Origin of the sequence: Natrinema salsiterrestre, assembly GCF_029502005.1 — an archaeon.
In the GTDB taxonomy this organism is placed as follows: domain Archaea; phylum Halobacteriota; class Halobacteria; order Halobacteriales; family Natrialbaceae; genus Natrinema; species Natrinema salsiterrestre.
On the sequence record NZ_JAMQOT010000005.1, the window covers coordinates 382,183 to 400,360 of the forward strand.

An 18,178-nucleotide genomic window follows, 5' to 3' on the forward strand; every position below is an offset into this window, starting at 1 on the left:
CAGTACTGCGCATATTCGTGCGGAAATGCACAGAGATGGCGCGCATTCGGCCACCCTGTACGGAGATTCACTCGAGTCGGCTCGAGTCCGACCGCTCGAGCCGACTCGCAATCCGATGACGAGAGCGGATGCGGAACTGACGGCCGGCCGAACGCACCGAATCGGTCGACCGGTGCTCGAGACGGACTGTACTCGAGAGGAGACGAATCTCCCGCTGAGTGGCTCGTTACACGTTGACAATCGATTTTATCTCGCAACGCTTTTGGCCCGGGGCTCCCGACGGTTTACATGGCGAACGACGTTCCCGAGCACGAGCCCTATTCCTCGAAACTCCAGGTACCGGAAGCGCTAACGTTCGACGACGTCCTTCTCCGTCCGAAGGAGAGCCGTGTCGAACCCGACGACGCCGACCTCACGTCCCGCGTCTCGAAAAACGTCGAGGTCTCCGTCCCGATCCTCTCGGCGGCGATGGACACTGTCACGGAGAGCGGCATGGCCATCGCGATGGCCCGCCACGGCGGCCTCGGCGTCCTCCACCGCAACATGAACGTCGACGAGATGGTCGAGGAGATCGGCCGCGTCAAAAGCGCGGACGAACTCATCATTCCCCTCGACTCGGTCGTCACCGCCGATCCCGAGATGTCCGTCCGGGAGGTCGACGAACGGATGGCTCGACAGGGCGTCGGCGGCGCGCCCGTCGTCAACACCAACGGCGAAGTCCTGGGAATCATCTCGAGTACGGACATCCGGCCTCACCTCGAGGTCAACGAGGACGACCCGGTCACGGAAGCGATGACCGACGAGGTCATCACGGCCCCCGAGGACATCGACGCCCGCGACGCGTTCGAACTGATGTACGAACACAAAATCGAGCGGGTCCCGGTCGTCGACGACGAAAATCTCCTCGTGGGACTCGTGACGATGCAGGGGATCCTCCAGCGCCGCGAGTATCAGGAGGCAGTCCGCGACGAGGACGGACGCCTCCGCTGTGGCGTCGCCGTCAGCCCGTTCGAGCAGGACCGCGCGGCGGCCGCCGACGAGGCCGGTGCGGACGTCCTCTTTATCGATACCGCGCACGCGCACAATCTGAACGTTATCGACGGCGCACGCGAGATCAAGGAGTCGGTCGACGCGGACGTCGTCGTGGGCAACATCGGCACGCGAGAGGCGGCCGAGGACCTCGTCGATTTCGCGGACGGCCTGAAGGTCGGGATCGGTCCGGGTTCGATCTGTACGACCCGCATCGTCTCCGGGTCGGGCATGCCACAGATCACGGCCGTCGCGCAGGTCGCAGACGTGGCCGCGGAACACGACGTGCCGGTGATCGCCGACGGCGGCATTCGGTACTCCGGTGACGCGATCAAGGCGATCGCCGCCGGGGCCGACGCGGTCATGCTCGGCTCCTACTTCGCCGGCACCGACGAGGCACCGGGCCGCGTCGTCACCATGAACGGCAAGAAGTACAAGCAGTACCGCGGGATGGGGTCGGTCGGGGCGATGAAGTCCGGCGACGGCGACCGCTACCTCAAGGACGAACCCGAGGAGGAAGACGAGTACGTCCCCGAAGGCGTCGAGGCCGCAACGCCCTACAAGGGGACGCTCAAGTCCGAGCTCCATCAACTCGCGGGCGGCATGCAGTCCGGCATGGGCTACGTCGGCGCGGAGACGATCCCCGCGTTCAAGGACCGCTCGGAGTTCGTCCGCGTCTCCTCGGCCGGGCAGGCCGAGAGCCACGCCCACGACGTCGTCATCACCGACGAAGCGCCGAACTACTCGCCCGACAGCGAGTAACGGCCGCGGCCAATTCGAGCGACGCGCCCCCTATACGCGGCATTAAGTAACATGACCATTTAGCACACGAAACCACGAGCCCCTATCCGAAAGATTCGGCAGTAAGACGACTGTACGAGGGCACGGGTCGTCTTATCGACGCTTCTGACGTCGTCGCCTCCGCCGGATTCAGTTACCGCTACTCGAGGTCGATCGGGGACGACTGCAATCCGGATTGTGTTTCGATCGCGACGGCTAGATCTCTATCGTCGGAGTCGTGAACGACCCCTCGTCGCGTTCCGGATCGTACTCTTCGATCGCGGTTCGAACGAGATTGAATACGCCGGTTTTGCTCCAGCGTGCGGTGTTGATGTGCAGGTCGTAGAACGACCGATCACCGATGTCGATTTCGTAGTACGACTGATATCGGCCGGCCTCGCTGACCTCGCGGACGCGCATCTCCGCGTCGCTTTCGCTGCGATCGTCGATGCGCTCGAGTCGGACGTCCTCCGGTGCGTCGAGCCAGATCCGCAGGTCTGCACGCTCACCGGCGAGCCAGCCCGCCAGCCGGGACTCGAGGATGAACGGTTTGTTGGCCATCCCCCATTTCTCGGCGATCTGCTGGAGTCGCTGATCGAGCGCGCGGTCGAGCTCGTCGGACTCGTCGGCTTTCGCGATGAGCTGGTTGAGGTTCATGCCCCGATCCTCGGCGAGTTCGCGGAAGATGTCGCCGCCGGAGACGTACGGACAGCCCATCGCGTCGGCGAGGCGTTCACTGAGGGTGGTCGCCCCACAGCCCGGCGGTCCGGATACGGTCACGAAGAGCGTCGTGTCGATCTCCACGTCTGAACTGCCTTGGACGGACATACGTGTACCCACTCAGTCATTCCCGAAAAGGTTCCGGCTACGAATCGCCGGTCGGCTCCGTCCCGGCTACTCGACCGGGACGAGAGAGTCCCATCGATCGAACGCACCAGAATTACCCGAGCGTGAACGTGTTCTCACAGCCGGTACAGGTCAGTCGGAACGCGCCCTCGTCGGTGAGCTCGAGGTCGTGTCCGATCTCCGCTTCGCAGTCCTGGCAGTAGACCATCGATTCGAGCTGGTCCCAGTCGTGTTTGGATTTGGGCGCGCCGAAGGCGAATCCGATAACTCGCTCGTCGCTATCGTTGTAGCCGGTCTGGAAATCGCCGGGTTCGAACCGGATCACTTCGCCCTCGTCGACGACGACCTCGCCCTCCTCCGTGTCGAACGTCGCGGTCCCCTCCTGGATATAGAAGACCTCCTCCTGATCGTGGTGCGTGTGCATCCCGCCCGAAAAGGACTCCTCGGGCTCGAGTTCGAAGTAGTTCATCGCGAAGTCCGTGAAGCCGAGCGCGTCCGAGATCGGCCGCCGAACCGAGTGGACTTCCATCGGGTTGATTTCGATATCGACGTCGTCGATCGCAACTTTCTCCATGATCTTACATTCGCCGTTCGGTTCAAAAACCCAATGGATGAGGATATTCGATCGATCGAGGAGGAACCGAATCGGCGGGGCGTCGCCGGTCCGTTGCCGGGAAGAGTAACGCATACGGTCGTCCGACCCCGAGTGTCGACCGTGAACCGTCGTACGGTACTTCGAACGGCCGGCGTGGCCGCCACCGTCGGGCTGTCTGGCTGTATCGAGGCCTTCGAGGAGCACTATCAGGGCAGTTTTCAGGGGCTGATCCCGATCGAGATCCACAGCGAAACCAGTCGCCACTACAACCTCCAAATGGAGGCGTACGATAGCGAATCGAACCGCCAGACCTACGACGAGAGCTACACCGTCACGGCCGATCAGTCGGTCACGCCGCCGCATCTCTCCGCGACAGAGCAGTTCTTCCGCGTGACCAAGTTCGGCGAGGACGACGAGGTCCAAGCGGTCGAAGAGACGCTGGTCACGGAGGACACGAAGCTGGTGACGATCCGACTCACCGACGACGATCTGACCCTCGAGATCGAGCGCAGCGGGAGCGCGGAGGACGATCCGTCCCCCGAGCCACCGACGAACGATTCCGGGACGAACGACTCGACTTCGGACGACGGCTCGAACGACACGACGACCGAGTCGGAGGCGTAGCGGTCCCGGTCGGTCCCAATCGCGTCCGACGAGCGAGCGGTTCGAAGCGGGGCCGTCGCATCTTCTCCGGAGGCGAACCACAACGACCGATCAGGGGTACGGATGAAACGCCCGATCGAGGCGCGGCTCGAACCCGAGTGCCGCCGGGACGGACCGCGCCCGCTCCCCGAAGAACGGATCACCGGTGAACAGCGGTTGTGCGCCGGGAACCAGTACCCGGACCGCCTCGAAGCCGATTTCTTCGACGTCGCGAGTCGTCAGCCGCGCCGCGTAGGGCGTCAACCCGGCGTCGGCCGCCCGCGAACACAGCGCCTCGAGTCGGTCGACGCCCGCCGGCACGGGATCGGGGCCGACGCTCGCCGCAGGTACCGTCCGCTCGGTGTCGACGAACTCCCGGACGGGAGCAGGGAACGAGGCGTACTCGCCGATCTCGCCGCCCGCATCGTCGGCGTCTTCCGGTCCGAGATTTCGGAGCTCCATCCAGTTCTGGAGGGCCTCCGCCAGCGCCGACGTCGCGGCCGCAGCGGCGTCGAGTCCGGCGGCCGAGCCGACCGCGAACGCCGGCCACGAGTCGTCGGACGTCGCAACCGGCTCGCCGTCCTCGAGCGCGTCCGGCTCGCGATGGACGGCCACGGCGACCACGGGAACGTCGATATCCTGCGTGACGAGCAGCGGCGTCACGGACAGCCCCTCGCTCCGGGCGCGGCGCTCGAGCGTCGCGAAGGCGTCCGTCTCGACGGTCAGCCCGAGCGGGTCGAACGTCGAGTACCACGCGAGCATCGTCGCGTCGCGCTCGATCACTTCCGTCAGTCCGGACACCAGCGCGTCGACGGTCGAGGAACCGAGTCCCAGTCCGGTCGTGATCGCCGGAACCAGCGACTCGCCGGGCTGGGGGAACCGGACCGCCGCGGCGGGCAGCCGTGCCGCTTCGCCGGTGGCGAGGTTCTCGCCCGCCACCCAGCGGTGTTCCTCGTCCGGTTCGTAGGCCGGTGCGTCATCCGGTCGGACCAGTTCAGTCGGAGAGACCGCGTTCTCGAGGGCGGCCTCGCTCGCGTGCACGAAGTCGTCCTCGCGGTAGACGCCGGCGCAGTAGCGCTCCAGTCCCTCGCCGACGGCTTTCATCAGCGCCGCGTTCCAGTCGTCGGCGACGCCGGCCGCCTGTCGCGGTGCGCTGGCGTCGCTGTACGCGGTGGTGTCCGCGACCGTGGACAGGTAGTACGGTGCCGGGAACGACTCGATCTCGCCGATGCTCGTGATCGGACCCACGCGCTCGTCGATCGCCCGCTCGGCGGCCGCGACGGCCGCGTCGAGGTCGAGCGTTTCGGCGTCGCGTGCGAGCCCGCGATCACGGTCGCCACCCGCACACTCGCAGCCGGGAACGGGCAGAAATCCCCGTCGAGCGTGGGGGACTTCGAGCACGTGCCCCATAATCGATTCCGGCTCGCCCGAGAGGACGCGGACGCATTCGCGGCCGGCGACCGCGCCTGCAAATCGCGCTGCGCTGCGATCGGCCTGCGGGCCCTCCCCGCGTTCCTCGAGGTTCGACGCGACGCGAGCGCGGAGACAGTCGAAACAGCCCGTTTCGGCCGCGAATCCCGAGACCGATGCGTCGACGTCCGGAATCGGCTGGCCGCCGATCCCGCCGATCTCGACGGCGATCCAGGGGGTTCCGCCGTCGCGAGCGGCCTCGTTTGCATGTTCGAACGACGCCGAGCCGGCGACGTCGCTGACGACCGCGAAGCGAGCGTCGGCGAGATCCGCCGGAGCGGCGTCGCGGACGCCGACGTCGACGTCATCGAGCGCGGTGACGACCGCCTCACGGACGGGATCGTCACCGACGACGGAGACTTGCATACCCCTACCTGCTGGCGCGGGCGGCAAAAGCGCCCCGCTCGAGCCTCGCCGTGACGGGACCCGGCAGACTCGAGCGGGTACCGGTCGACCGACGCGTCAGTCTTCCGTCGGCACCCCGGAATCGACGTAGACGAGTTCGTCCGCGCTCTCGAGCATCCGGACCCCCCAGGTGACGGTCACGGGGACGAGCGCGGTCGTGAAGACGGCGATGAACACGAGAATCGAGAACATCGACTGGTCGATGACGCCGGCCTCGTAGGCGACCTGCGCGATGATGATCTCGACGGTCCCGCGGCCGTTCATGCCGAATCCGACGACCAGGCCCTCGAGGGAGGTGAGCGACGTCGGCAGCGAGAACAGCCACGAGCCGATGATCTTGCCGAGGAACGCGATGGCGACGAGCACGGCGAGAATCCCCGGCGTGTCGGAGAACACGCCGAAGGTGATCTGGAACCCGACGGTAACGAAGAAGACGGGCGCGAAGAACCCCATCGCGAGATCGTACATCACCGTGTGCATGTGCTCGTAGAGATCGGGTTCGACGTCGGCCTGTCGGAGGAACATGCCCGCCATGAAGCCGCCGACGATCATGTGCAGTTCCGCGAGGGTCGCGAGGTAGGCGAACAGCAGGGAGACGAGCAGGGCGAACGTGAACGCCGTCGTCCGATCGACGAACCCGTACCGCTCGCGCTGGCGTTCGATGTACCGCCAGGCGACCGGCAGAAAGCGGTACCCGAGGACGAGCGTGACCGCGAAAAAGCCGATCGCCTGCAGGACGATCGTCCCGATTTCGCTCGGCTCGAACGTCCCCACCGTCACGTAGCTGTCGACGCCAGCGAACGCGATGAGGACGCCGACGTCCGACGCGAGCGCGCCGCCGAGTAATACGTTCGCGATTCGGGTGTCGAGGAGGTCGAGGTCCGCGAGGATCCGAGACTTCGTGGCCAGCGACGTCGCGGCCATCGCGAGACCGAGAAAGAGCGCCGCCCCCGTCGAAATCGCGAGCCAGACGCCGGCCGCGTAGCCCATGCCGAAGGGGATAACGAAGGCTCCGAAGGCGATCAACAGCGACTGCGGGCCGAGCTCGAACAGCTCCCGGAGATCCACCTCCATCCCGACGTAGACCATCAGGAGGAACACGCCGAGTTCGGACAGCACCGAGAGCAGTTCCGAGGGTCGCAGGAGTCCGATCAGCGCCGGTCCGAACGCGATGCCGGCGAACAGCTCTCCCATCATCGTGGGGTACCCCAGGCGCTCAGCGAGGGCACCGAACACCCACGCGACCGAGAGGACGAGCAGGAGGCTCAGGATGTCGATGTCGACGGCTTCGACCATCGGTCACCCCTGCGAAGCGTGACTGGACCGGTCGCGGCGCTGTTCCCGTCCGTCGATCCGACAGCGGGGGCTGTTACGCGGTCGTTTCATTGTGACTACTCCCGGTCGATTACGTCGACTCACGGGCACTTCACTGGTGTGGGTACTCCACCGTTCCGTAGTGACAGCCCGCTCAGTCGTCGGTCCCGGCCTCACCGACCTCGAGATCGTCGCCCAGCTTCGGAGCCCCGTCGTCGGTGAGGTCGACGTCGCGCCACGTCCCGCGTCGATACCAGCCGTACGCGAGCCCGGCACCGACGGCGTTCGAGACGGCGAAGGCGATCCAGATCCCGCGGTAGTCGATGGCCTGTGCGAGGACGTAGGACATCGGGAGACGGACGAGCCCGTAGATCACGAGGACGATCGCCGCCGCGGTGAGCGTCTTCCCGGTGCCACGGAAACTCCCGTTGTAGGCCCGCATTACGCCGATGAAGCCGAAGGAGGGAGCGACATACTTGAGGAAGGAGGCCCCCGCCTCGATGACCTGCGGATCGTTCGTAAAGATGGCCGTAATGGGTCGCGCGCCGAGCCACGCCACGACCCCCAGCGCGCCGAGGACGACGAACATCGTGCGGGCGGCGAAGTCGGCGGTCGCTTTCGCTCGCTCGGGTTTGCCCGCGCCCACGTTCTGACCGGTCATCGTCTCGACGCCCCGAGCGACCGCGATCGCCGGCAGGAAGATGACGGAGAACACGCGCGTGCCGATCCCGTAGGCCGCGACGACCGTGTCCGGGAAGAAGGCGACGATCACGAGCAGGAGGTTGATCGACAGCGCTCGCCCCATCCCCTCGATCGACGCCGGAAACCCGATCGAAACGAGTTTCTCGGCGAAGGAGAGATCCGGGCGCATCTGCTCGAGTCGAATGCGGACGCCTCGAGTTCCGCGGAACATGATTACCAGTCCGACGGCGAGCGCGATGCCGCGCGAGAAGACCGTCGCGATCGCCGCCCCCTGGATCCCGAGCTCGGGGAACACCCACCAGCCGAAGATCAAAAACGGGTCGAGGACGACGTTGAGCAGGACCGAACCGAACATCACGAGCATCGGCGTGATCGTGTCGCCGTAGCCCCGCATCAGCGCGATGAAGACGAAAAAGCCGAACATGAAGGGCATGCCCAGCGAGATGACCTGCATGTACTCGGTCGCCAGCGGCAACACGTCCCGTGACGCGCCGAGCAGTCCGAGCAGGTCCTCGACGAACGCGTAGCCGACGAGTCCGAGGATCAGCGCCGCGAGCAGCGACAGGGCGACGGTCTGGGAGGCCGCGTACTCGGCTTCGGCCTCCTCCTCCGCGCCGATATGCTGGGCGACGAGCACGCTGCCGGCGACCGACAGCCCCAGCCCGACCGAGATGAGCAGGAAGACCATCGGGAACGCGAAGCTGATCGCCGCGAGCGCTTCGGTGCTGTACTGCCCCAGCCAGAACGTGTCGATGAGGTTGTAGGCCGTCTGCAGCAGGTTCGTCACCACGATCGGGAGGGAGAGGTAGAACAGCGGTTTCGCGATGCCGCCCGAGGTGAGATCGAACTCGTCGCGGCTCTTGAACAGCCCGGTGACTCGGTCGAGCCGAGCGCGGAGCCAGCCGACGAGCCGATCCAGCAGGCTCATTCGTCGGCCCCCGTGTGCTCGTCCTCCACCGCAGTGTCACCATTGATCGAGCCGTCTGCCCGAAGGTGTTCGTCGATGTACTCGTGGACGTGGCGCTTGGTGTGCTCGGGCGACCGATCGACCGCGGCCGCCCGCGCCTCAGCACCGTTGAAGACGGTGACGAGGAAGTCCGCCGTTTCGTCCGGATCGACGTCGGCGCGGAACTCTCCCGCCTCGAGCCCGTCCGAAACGAGACCGGCGATCCGATCCCGCAGCGCACGGTCGAACTCGCGCAGTTGCTCCCGATAGGCCTCATTGTACGGCGACTGGGCCTTGATCTCGAGGATCGCCGTCCGGAACTCCTCGGCGGAGTCCGGGTCCGACGGGGTCAGGAGTTCGTCGAGGAACGCGCGGAGCCGCTCGTCCGGCGTCTCGCCGGGCACGGTCTCGGTTCGGTCCTCGAATCTGTCCAGCAGGTACTCCAGAAACGACTCGAGGAGGTCCTGTTTCCCCTCGAAGTGATAGTGTAGCGTCCCCTTGGTCTTGCTCGACTCTTCGGCGATGTCCTGCATCGTCAGCTCCGCGTAGCCGTGTTTGCAGAGCGCGCGGTACGTCGCATCCATCAGGTCATCGATCGTGTCGTCCGTCATTCGGGGAGGGTCTACACGAACTTACTGACTGGTCAGTCAAAAGTCCTCGGTAACGGACCGGTTACCGGTCGCACTCGAGAGCGGTGAGACGACACGGGACGCGCTGTCGTCGCTAAAACCGGAAATCGATCGGAAGAGGATCGGAGGGAGAAGTCGTTACTCCTGCTCGCGCAGTCGCTCGAGGACTTCTTCGGCGTTTTCGACGGCCTGCTCTTTCTTCGCGGGATAGGCCTCGACTTTCCCGCGGAAGGTGATGCCGTCGCCGAGTCGAACGTCGCCGCCGAAGGCCGCCTGTTTGTCGAGTCGCAGGAAGAGTTCGGTGTTCTCGGTGACCCGCTCGTCGAGTTCGTCGATTAGCTCGTCGAAGGACTCGAGGTCGGCAAGCCGCGAGAGGACGTGCCGGACGTCGTCGGCGTTTTCGACGCGCGCCGAGAGGACGAGGATCCGGTCGCCGTAGTGGCCCTCGCTCTCGGTGCGCTCGAGCTCGAACGGCTCGTCGTCGCCGTCGGGGAGGAAGGTTCGGAGCGCCTCCTCGACGCGTTTTTCGTCCTCGGTGGCGTAGCAGAACGTCCGGAGATCGACGTAGTGAAGCGGGATCTGTGGCATCTGCGATTCGAATGTCGGGATAGCGGGGGCGCGGTGATACTCGGTGCCGGGACTCGAGGGGATGTCGTCCCGCGAGCGGTGCTTACTCCTCGTCTTCGTCGGCGTCGGCGTCGGCGTCGTCAGCGTCGGCTGCCGCCTCGAGGTCGTCCTCGGGGACGCCGGCCTCCTGGCCGTCGTCGAAGCTGATGGTGTAGGTGACGTCGCCGAACATCGATTCCATGGTCTGGGTAACGGTGCCGGTCTCGCCGTCGTACTCGCTGTGCTCGTCGTGCAGGACGACGCGGTCGTCTTCCTCGAAGCTCATAGCGTGTAATTTCCCGTCTGCGTGTAAAAAGGGACTGATTCGCGGCAGGTGATCGAGCGTCCCTCGAGAGGGCAGAATACTCGACAAAGGGAGGATCCGATAGAAACGGTGCCGGCGGACGTTCCGCTTACGTGGCTGCTATCGTGACCTCCACACCCTCCCCAGCCGATTCGCTCGGTCGCGACGCTCCCTCGCTCATCCCTCGCGCATAGTTACACGGCGGTTCGCCGGTGGCTCACCGCCGTCCAGCGCGCGCCATCGCACTGTCGGTTACCACGGATAGAGAGGTGGGTCAGTTCAGGTCGGCCCGTTCGAAGCGCCGGTAGCCGATCGCGATCGGGACGACGATCCAGGCCAGCAACACGACGGGGGCGAACCACTCCGAGAGGTAGAACGGCACGTCTCCGGCGACGCGGTTCGACGTCAGGAGCGTTCCCTCCTGGAACGACCCCGCTGGCACGTCCTCGACGATGTTCTCCCAGCCGACCAGCGCCGGCACGTACGCGTCGATCATCGAGGCGATCGCCTGCCGGTAGGACTCGAGCGGGTTCAGTCGGAGGGCGAAGAGGTACCACGCCGGTGCCTCGACGCCGACGAGTTCCCCCTCGAGCGCGTAGTGGAGACCGGCGATCAGCGGATGCCACAGCATCGTAAACAGAATGTAGCTGCCGATCGCGCCGCCCATCGCGCCCATTCTGGTGTCAGTCATCGCCGAGACGCCGACCGCGATGGCGGTGAAGGCGGCCCCGAGCAGGACCGTCAGGGCGACGAACCCCAGTACCGTGGGGACGGGCAGCGAGCCGAACAGGGCGAACATCAGGGCGGCGGCGAACGCACAGGCCGCGAGCGTGGCGACGACGATGACGCCGGTTCGACTCGCGAGCTTGCCGACGAGGACGTCGCGGCGGTTGTGGGAGAGGCCGAAGAGGATCCGGAGGCTGCCGGACTGGCGTTCGCCGACGATCGCCATGTAGCCGACGACCAGCGCGATGATCGGAACGAACAGTTGCCCGCCGATATTGGTGAAGAAGAAAATCACGTCCGTCGCGCTCGCATCGTCGATCTGGGACGACGCACCGAGCGTCACGATCCCCATCAGAAGCAGGAAGACTGCAGTGATTCCCCAGACCATCCGCGACCGCACGACGTCCTCGAAGTCCTTGCGCGCTATCGCGGTCCAGGTCATCGGTCCCCCTCCTCGGTGTCCGCTTCGAGTGAGCCCTCGTCTTCGATCACCACGTCCCCCGCAGGGGCCGACTCGGTCGTCGAATCCGAATCGGGACCGGCGATGGTTCCCGTCCCGGTAAACGCCGCGAACAGGTCTTCGAGCGTGGCCTCCTCGATATCGAAATCGAGGACCGCCGTGTCCGATTCGACGAGGCGGTGGACGACCGTCGCCTTGGCGCGCGGATCGGTGTAGGAGACGTACAAACCGTCAGCGTCTCGAGTGACGTCGGTAACGCCCTCGATCCCGGATAGATCGTCGACCGCATCGTCGGGTTCGCCGGCCGTTTCGAGGACGAGTCGCGACCCGACGCCGGCCGTTTCTCGGAGCCCCTCGATGGTATCGACGGTGACCAGTTCGCCGTCGTCGAGGATGCCGACCCGGTCACAGACCGCAGCCACCTGCCCGAGGATGTGACTCGAGAAGAAGACGGTCGTCCCGCGTTCGGCTTCCTCGCGAACGATTTCCTGCATCGTCCTGATCCCGTGTGGGTCGAGACCGCCCGACGGTTCGTCGAGGACGAGCACCGCCGGATCGCCCGCGAGCGCCATCGCCATGGCGAGTCGCTGGAGCATCCCCTTGGAGTAGTCGCCGACCGGCCGCCGCCCGTCGGTCCGATCGAGTCCGACCCGCTCGAGGAGGGCGGCGGGATCGGCGTCGCCGTTCTGGGACGCGATCGCGAACTCGAGGTGGCGATACCCCGATGAACGGTGCCAGAGATCGAACCCCTCCGGCAGGACGCCGACGCGGTCGCGGACTGCGTCCGTCTCCTCTTGCGTATCGTAACCGTGGACCATCGCGGCTCCCTCGGTCGGACGGACGAAGTCCAGTAGCAGATCGATCGTCGTCGTTTTCCCGGCGCCGTTCGGCCCGAGAAAGCCGAACACTTCCCCGTCGGCGACCTCGAGGTCGAGGCCCTCGAGCGCCACGACGGCGTCGTCGCCGGACCCGTAGCGTTTCGTGAGTCCCCGCGTTCGTATTGCCGTCATGTGAATCTCACAACACGACCAGATAGAAATAGCATTCGAGCGGTCGCATTTCTGAAATGAAGGGGCACCGGAAACGAGCGCTCGGACGGACGCCGACGAGGCCCCGGACGCCGGACGAAGGACCCCTGTAGAAGCGGTCTCCGTCAGATAGCGACGTCCGATGTGATGCGGTGCGAACGAACCGAAAAGCCGCGATCGAAACCGAATCGAACCGCCGTCAGATCAGGCTTCGACCTCGATGCCGAGTTCCTCGAGCAGCCTGTCGGCCGCTGCGCTCGAGGAGCCGGGGCCGCGCGCGGTGATGAGGTCGCCGTCGACGGTGACGCTGGTGGCGGCGTCGAGTTCGGCGTCCCAGTTACCGCCGGCCGCTTTCACTTCCTCTTCGGTCCAGTAGGGCAGTTTCCGGCCGTCGGGCATGCGGTCGGCCTCGTCGACGATGCCCTCCTCCCACTCGTTGGGGAAGCCGGTCACGTCGCGGCCGTTGACGATGAACGCGCCGTGGCTGTCGCGGGCGAACCCGAGGACGCCGACGGCGTGACAGACGACGAGCGCCTTGCCGTCGCCTTCGACGATGTCGCGGAGCAGCTGACGGACGTGTTTGTCCTGATTGATGTCCCAGGCGGTGCCGTGGCCGCCGGGGAGGACGACGGCGTCGTACCCCTCGGCGTCGGCCTGTGCGACCGGGATCGGATCGTTCAGTCGCTCGTCGTTCTCGTGAGCGTCCCGGACGCGTTCGATGGTCTCCTCGTCGACCTGGTCGGGGTCGAGGGATCGCTCGTCGATCACCGGCGGGCTCCCCGACGGCGTCGCGACCGTGATCTCGACGCCCGCGTCCGAGAGCGTCTCGAGCGGCTCGACGCATTCTTCTCCCCAGTACCCCTCTTCGCTGACTACGAATAGTGCGTCAGTCACGCCCGGCCCTACGAGCGGGACGGTAAAAACGACCAGCCCTTCACTCAGTTCTGCCGGAAATTTACGCGCGAACGGATTAGTGTAACGGATCGTCAGTCCGACGGAGGGTGGCCTTTTTCGCTATCGGTCCCGTATACTCGGTAGGTGATACCATGGCAGACCGCTCCCGTCCGTTCGACGGTATCGACGAACTGCTCGACAGACTGAACCGCCAGATCGAAACGGCGGCCCGATCGTGGGAAACGCAGGTCGATAACCGGAGCCAGCTCGATCTCTCGATGGGTGGTTCGGAGACGAGCCTCGACCTCGCGGACGAAGGCGACGAGTTCGTCGTCACGATCGACGTGCCCGGGTACGAAAGCGACGACCTCGAGTTGCGGCTTCGCGGCGACACGCTGGCCGTCTCCGGTGAGCGAGAGCACCAGCAGGAGGCCGGCGACGAGGGGAATTACATCCGGCGCGAGCGGAAGACGCAATCGTTCAGCCGACAGCTTCGGCTGCCGGACCCGGTCGACGTCGACGACGTGGCGGCCAGCGTCAACAACGGGATTCTGACGATCCACCTCCCGAAACGCGAGTCGAGCGAGGAGGCGCGCTCGATCGACATCGAGTAGCGAACCGTCGCTCGCGCCGATCGATCGAGTCCGCGCTCAATCGTCGAGGTTCAGCGCGTCGAAGAAGCGACGAGTGATCCTCCCGCCGACGAACGCGAGCAGTTCGTCGTCGTCCTCGCCGTGATCGGCGAAGAGGCCGAGTTCGATCCGGCCGCCGGCCATGTCGTGGTGGCCGCCGACCGCGCCGAGTTCGTCGAACCCCGCTTCGAGCGTTTCGCCCATATTGACCCGCGGGTCGATCGAGCGACCGCTGAGACGGATCGCGTCCTCGACGATCCCGTAGACCAACACCGTGTCCACGCCCTCGAGGTTGAGCAGGTAGTCCGCGGCCTGGGGAAGCGCGTCCGTCTCCCCGGTCTCGCCGACGCTCGCGACGAGCGACGATCCCCGGCGCTCCCGACTCGCGATCGCGCGTCCGATCGCGTCGAGCGTCCCCGGGGAGAACGCGCTGCCGTACAGTTGCTCGAGGATCTCGAGTTCCGCGTCGGGGTAGACCGCGAGGGCGGCCTCGTACTCGCGCCGCGTGGGTTCGCGAACGAAGTCGAGGCGCTCGCGATGGAGCGCGAAGAGCAACGCGGAGGCGAGCCGCGTCGTCAGATCGACCTCGAGGTCCCGGAGATACTCGATGAAGATGGTCGCCGTCGCGCCGTACCCGTCGCGGACGTCCTCGAACGGCGCGTGAGCCGACTCACCGGGGTGGTGATCGACGACGACGTCCGGCGTGACGCTCGCCGGCACTTCGGTGTTCGCTCCCGGTCTGGTGTGGTCCACGAACCCCACGCTGTCGTAGTCCTCGATCGTCGTTTTCGATAGCGTCTGGAGACTGATATCGAGCAAGTTGACGAACGCGCGGTTTTGCTGGTGAGAGATCTCGCCGCCGTAGGCGATCGTCACGTCCTCGACCTCGTATTCGCGGGCGATCGCCTCGAGTGCGAGCGCGCTGGCGAGACAGTCCGGATCGGGGTTGTCGTGACAGACGATCGCCAGCGAGTCGGTCCGCTCGAGGACGGACACGAGTTCGTCCGCGCGTGACATACCCGAGATACGCGGACGAGCCGCTTGAATCCCGCGTCGTCTCTCAGTAGTGCTGAACGTCGTCGCGATCGATCACCGAGCTGATCAGTTCCCGTCGTGCGCGGTCCCCGTTCCGGATCACTGTCGGCATCTCGGTCGGCGTCGAGTTAGCGAACTGCAATGAACGATCGTTACCAAGTGTACAGTTATTTCACAGCGGCCAACAGAGGGAAGAGTATGCGAGACGCCTACCTCGTCGGCGCGGGACAGTCGGATTACGGGGCCTTCCCGTCGGAAAGCTACCGGTCACTGTTCCGCACGGCGTTCGAAGCGGCGACGGACAGCGTTCCGAACGGACTCGAGGCCGCGGACGTCGACGAAGCGTTCGTCGGCAACCTCGGCGTCGGCGGCCGGCAACTCGGCCTCTCCGGGCCGGCGGTAACCGAACACGTCGGTCTCGACGGCGTCCCCTGTACTCGGGTCGAAAACGCCTGCGCGGCCAGCGGGTTCGCCGTCAGACAGGCCGTTCAGGCCGTCAAATCCGGGATGGCCGACGTCGTCCTCGCGGGCGGCTTCGAGATCATGTCCGACATGAGTTCGGACGCGACGAAGTACTGGCTCGGCGTCTCCGGCGAAACCGAGTGGGAGCGACTCTCCGGGACCACGTTCTCGGGCGTCTACGCCCAGATGGCCAGCGTCCACATGGAGCGCTACGGCACCACGCGCGAACAGCTCTCGCGGGTCGCCGTCAAGAACCACGCCAACGGCGCGAAGAACCCCCACGCGCAGCTGGGCTTCGAGTGTTCGCTCGAGGACGCGCAGTCCGCTCCGGTCGTCGCGGACCCGCTCAACCTCTATCACTGCTGTCCGACCTCCGACGGCGCGGCCTGCGCGCTGATCGTCAGCGAGGACGTCGTCGACGACTACACGGACGATCCGATCCGGGTTGCAGGCGTCGGTGCCGGCAGCGACACCGTCGGCCTCTTCCAGCGCGACACCTACACCGGCGTCCCCGCGAGCCAGCGAGCGGCCGAGTCGGCTTACGAGATGGCCGACGTCGAACCCGACGAGCTGGACTTCGCGGAGGTCCACGACTGTTTCGCCATCGCGGAACTGCTGGCCTACGAGGATCTCGGCTTCTGCGAGAGAGGCGAAGCCGGTGACCTCATCGAATCGGGCGCGACCGAACTGGGCGGCGAACTCCCGGTCAACACCTCCGGCGGGCTCAAGTCCAAGGGTCACCCCATCGGCGCGACGGGTGCCGGCCAGGTCGTCGAGACCTACAAACAGCTTTCCGGCGAGGCGGGCGAGCGACAGGTCGAGGCCCCAACGCGCGGGCTAACACACAACGTGGGCGGGAGCGGTGGTGCCGCCGTCGTTCACATCTTCGAGAAGGAATCGGGGGTGGACGCATGAGCGCGATCACCGGCGTCGGCGCGTACGCACCGCGGTTCCGCATCAGCGCGGAGGCGTTCGAAGACGCGTGGGGCCAGTTCCACGCCGCCGGCGTGACCGAGAAGGCCGTTCCCTCGGCCGACGAAGACACCCTGACGATGGGCTACGAAGCCGCGACCCGGGCACTGGAGGCGTCCGAAATCGAGCCCGCCGAAATCGACTGGCTCGCGTTCGCCTCGTCGCGACCGCCCGAAGCCGAGGAGGACCCCACGGCCAGACTGGGCGCGATGCTCGCCCTCTCCGAGTCGGCGACCCGGCAGGTGCTCACGGGTAGTACGCGCGCCGGAACCCGCGCGCTCTGGGCCGGGCTGGACGCGCTCGAGGCCGACTCGACGACCGCGCTCGTCGTCGCGGCCGACGCGCCGAAGGGCGACCCCGACGACGGAACGGACCACGCCGCCGGCGCGGGTGCCGCGGCGTTCGTCCTCGAGAGCGAGGGGGCGGCCGAAATCACCGACCGCGCCGAGTACGCCGCACCGTATCCGGGGACTCGATTCCGGACCACCGGTAAGGACGAGACGCAGGGACTCGGCGTCACTCAGTACGACCGGCAGGCGTTCACCGAGACGATCGGCGGGGCGGTCGACGGCCTCGAGGTCGACCCCGACCCCGAAGCCGTCGCAATGCAGGCCCCCGATGGAAAGCTTCCGTACCGCGCAGCGGGCGCGGCCGGCGTCGGGACCGACGAAATCCAGGCGGCCGCGACGGTCCACGAACTGGGCGATATCGGCGCGGCGAGTGTCCCTCTGTCGCTGGCGACCGCGCTCGAGGACGGGTACGGCTCCGTCCTCGCCGTTTCCCACGGCAGCGGTGCCGGGGCCGACGCGTTCGTCGTGGAGGCCGACGGCGACGTTCCGGCGGTGACCGCACTCGAAGGCGACGACCCGCTTTCCTACGCCGAATATCTGCGCCAGCGCGGCGTCGTGACCACGGGCCCGCCGTCGGGCGGCGGCGCGTACGTCAGCGTTCCCTCGTGGCGGCGCTCGATTCCCCAGCGCTACCGGCTCGAGGCCGGACGCTGTTCCGAATGCGGTAGCCTCTCGTTCCCGCCGGAAGGAGCCTGCGACGAGTGCGGCGCGCTCGCGGAGTACGAGCCCGTCGAACTCGCGGGCGGGGGAACGATCGAGGCCGTCACGACCATTTCGCAGGGCGGCGCGCCGCCGGAGTTCGCCGAGCAGCAGGCCCGCTCGGGCGACTACGCGGCCGCGATCGTCGCGCTTGAAACCGACAACGGCGACGAGACCGTGAGCGCTCCGGCGATGGGAACCGACGCGGACCCGGCCGACTTCTCGGTCGGCGACCGGATCGAGACGACGATCCGCCGGATCTACACGCAGGAAGGCGTCACCCGGTACGGGTTCAAGGTTCGGCCCGTAAGCGAGTAGCGGGCTCGAAACGCAGGACGACTGGGACCCCTACGCGGGGAATCCTCGCCCTTCGAGGCGGGGAGGATGTCGAGACTCGAAGTTCGGCAAGCTTTTTCCGGGAATCAGCTCGGTTTCGCCACAGCACCCACACGCTGCGGGTGCTTCGTACTGGTGACCGCTATCGGTCCGTACGGAGACCGTACCGGCGTGCATCGTCTGACAGGCCGTACAGACGTACTTTTCCGGCATCTCTGACATGAGCCGTGGAAACAGCTACCCCTGCTAGCGAGATATAAGCGGGGCGTGAACCGCACGCAGACGAGTTGCTCGAATGCATCGAGTCCCCCACCCC

At 66.3% G+C, this 18,178-nt stretch carries 17 protein-coding genes; 5 read left to right on the forward strand and 12 right to left on the reverse strand.

Annotated features, from left to right (window positions below; translation table 11 throughout):
- Window positions 1-288: 288 nt before the first annotated feature.
- Entirely contained in the window at window positions 289-1,791 is a 1,503-nt protein-coding gene (guaB, locus tag NDI89_RS16130) for an IMP dehydrogenase (protein WP_277522885.1), read from the forward strand.
- A 234-nt stretch (window positions 1,792-2,025) separates the two neighbouring features.
- Here guaB and cmk read toward each other — a convergent pair whose 3' ends face one another.
- Complete coding sequence (gene cmk, locus NDI89_RS16135; RefSeq protein WP_277522886.1) at window positions 2,026-2,637, reverse strand: (d)CMP kinase; 612 nt, start codon at window positions 2,635-2,637, stop codon at window positions 2,026-2,028.
- 112 nt (window positions 2,638-2,749) lie between these two features.
- On the reverse strand, window positions 2,750-3,229 hold the full coding sequence (locus tag NDI89_RS16140; protein ID WP_277522887.1) for a cupin domain-containing protein: 480 nt from the start codon (window positions 3,227-3,229) through the stop codon (window positions 2,750-2,752).
- 141 nt (window positions 3,230-3,370) lie between these two features.
- Here NDI89_RS16140 and NDI89_RS16145 point away from each other — a divergent pair, with 141 nt between their 5' ends.
- Complete coding sequence (locus NDI89_RS16145) at window positions 3,371-3,874, forward strand: hypothetical protein (protein ID WP_277522888.1); 504 nt, start codon at window positions 3,371-3,373, stop codon at window positions 3,872-3,874.
- Window positions 3,875-3,964: 90 nt separating this feature from the next.
- Here NDI89_RS16145 and NDI89_RS16150 read toward each other — a convergent pair whose 3' ends face one another.
- From NDI89_RS16150 to NDI89_RS16190, 9 genes are all read right to left on the reverse strand, one after another.
- On the reverse strand, window positions 3,965-5,728 hold the full coding sequence (locus tag NDI89_RS16150) for a YcaO-like family protein (protein WP_277522889.1): 1,764 nt from the start codon (window positions 5,726-5,728) through the stop codon (window positions 3,965-3,967).
- A gap of 96 nt (window positions 5,729-5,824) precedes the next feature.
- The gene (locus NDI89_RS16155; RefSeq protein WP_277522890.1) at window positions 5,825-7,063 is read right to left on the reverse strand and encodes a cation:proton antiporter; all 1,239 of its coding nucleotides are present in this window, start codon (window positions 7,061-7,063) and stop codon (window positions 5,825-5,827) included.
- 172 nt (window positions 7,064-7,235) lie between these two features.
- Complete coding sequence (locus tag NDI89_RS16160; RefSeq protein ID WP_277522891.1) at window positions 7,236-8,711, reverse strand: MATE family efflux transporter; 1,476 nt, start codon at window positions 8,709-8,711, stop codon at window positions 7,236-7,238.
- A complete protein-coding gene (locus tag NDI89_RS16165) occupies window positions 8,708-9,313 on the reverse strand; it encodes a TetR/AcrR family transcriptional regulator (protein WP_425607764.1) in 606 nt (201 codons plus the stop codon). Before NDI89_RS16165 ends, NDI89_RS16160 begins: the two co-directional genes overlap by 4 nt.
- 183 nt (window positions 9,314-9,496) lie before the next feature.
- On the reverse strand, window positions 9,497-9,946 hold the full coding sequence (locus NDI89_RS16170; RefSeq protein WP_277522893.1) for an RNA-binding protein: 450 nt from the start codon (window positions 9,944-9,946) through the stop codon (window positions 9,497-9,499).
- An 82-nt stretch (window positions 9,947-10,028) separates the two neighbouring features.
- Window positions 10,029-10,250 carry a DUF1918 domain-containing protein gene (locus NDI89_RS16175; protein ID WP_277522894.1) on the reverse strand — a complete coding sequence of 74 codons (222 nt, stop codon included), beginning with the start codon at window positions 10,248-10,250 and terminating at the stop codon, window positions 10,029-10,031.
- 292 nt (window positions 10,251-10,542) lie between these two features.
- Window positions 10,543-11,436, reverse strand: coding sequence for an ABC transporter permease subunit (locus NDI89_RS16180; protein WP_277522895.1), 894 nt, complete (start codon window positions 11,434-11,436; stop codon window positions 10,543-10,545).
- The gene (locus NDI89_RS16185; RefSeq protein WP_277522896.1) at window positions 11,433-12,464 is read right to left on the reverse strand and encodes an ABC transporter ATP-binding protein; all 1,032 of its coding nucleotides are present in this window, start codon (window positions 12,462-12,464) and stop codon (window positions 11,433-11,435) included. Before NDI89_RS16185 ends, NDI89_RS16180 begins: the two co-directional genes overlap by 4 nt.
- Before the next feature lie 222 nt (window positions 12,465-12,686).
- On the reverse strand, window positions 12,687-13,376 hold the full coding sequence (locus NDI89_RS16190; protein WP_277522897.1) for a type 1 glutamine amidotransferase domain-containing protein: 690 nt from the start codon (window positions 13,374-13,376) through the stop codon (window positions 12,687-12,689).
- Window positions 13,377-13,528: 152 nt separating this feature from the next.
- Between NDI89_RS16190 and NDI89_RS16195 the strand changes: the two genes are divergently transcribed.
- Complete coding sequence (locus NDI89_RS16195; protein WP_277522898.1) at window positions 13,529-13,990, forward strand: Hsp20/alpha crystallin family protein; 462 nt, start codon at window positions 13,529-13,531, stop codon at window positions 13,988-13,990.
- Between the two features lie 36 nt (window positions 13,991-14,026).
- On the opposite strand, the gene NDI89_RS16200 is transcribed toward NDI89_RS16195, so the two are convergent.
- Window positions 14,027-15,025, reverse strand: coding sequence for a DHH family phosphoesterase (locus NDI89_RS16200; protein ID WP_277522899.1), 999 nt, complete (start codon window positions 15,023-15,025; stop codon window positions 14,027-14,029).
- 216 nt (window positions 15,026-15,241) lie between these two features.
- Here NDI89_RS16200 and NDI89_RS16205 point away from each other — a divergent pair, with 216 nt between their 5' ends.
- Both NDI89_RS16205 and NDI89_RS16210 read left to right on the forward strand, forming a co-directional pair.
- Window positions 15,242-16,420 (forward strand): thiolase domain-containing protein, encoded by a 1,179-nt coding sequence (locus NDI89_RS16205; RefSeq protein ID WP_277522900.1) that lies wholly within the window; start codon window positions 15,242-15,244, stop codon window positions 16,418-16,420.
- Entirely contained in the window at window positions 16,417-17,844 is a 1,428-nt protein-coding gene (locus NDI89_RS16210; protein ID WP_277522901.1) for a zinc ribbon domain-containing protein, read from the forward strand. The genes NDI89_RS16205 and NDI89_RS16210 overlap by 4 nt, the downstream gene beginning before the upstream one ends.
- The last annotated feature ends 334 nt before the right edge of the window (window positions 17,845-18,178 follow it).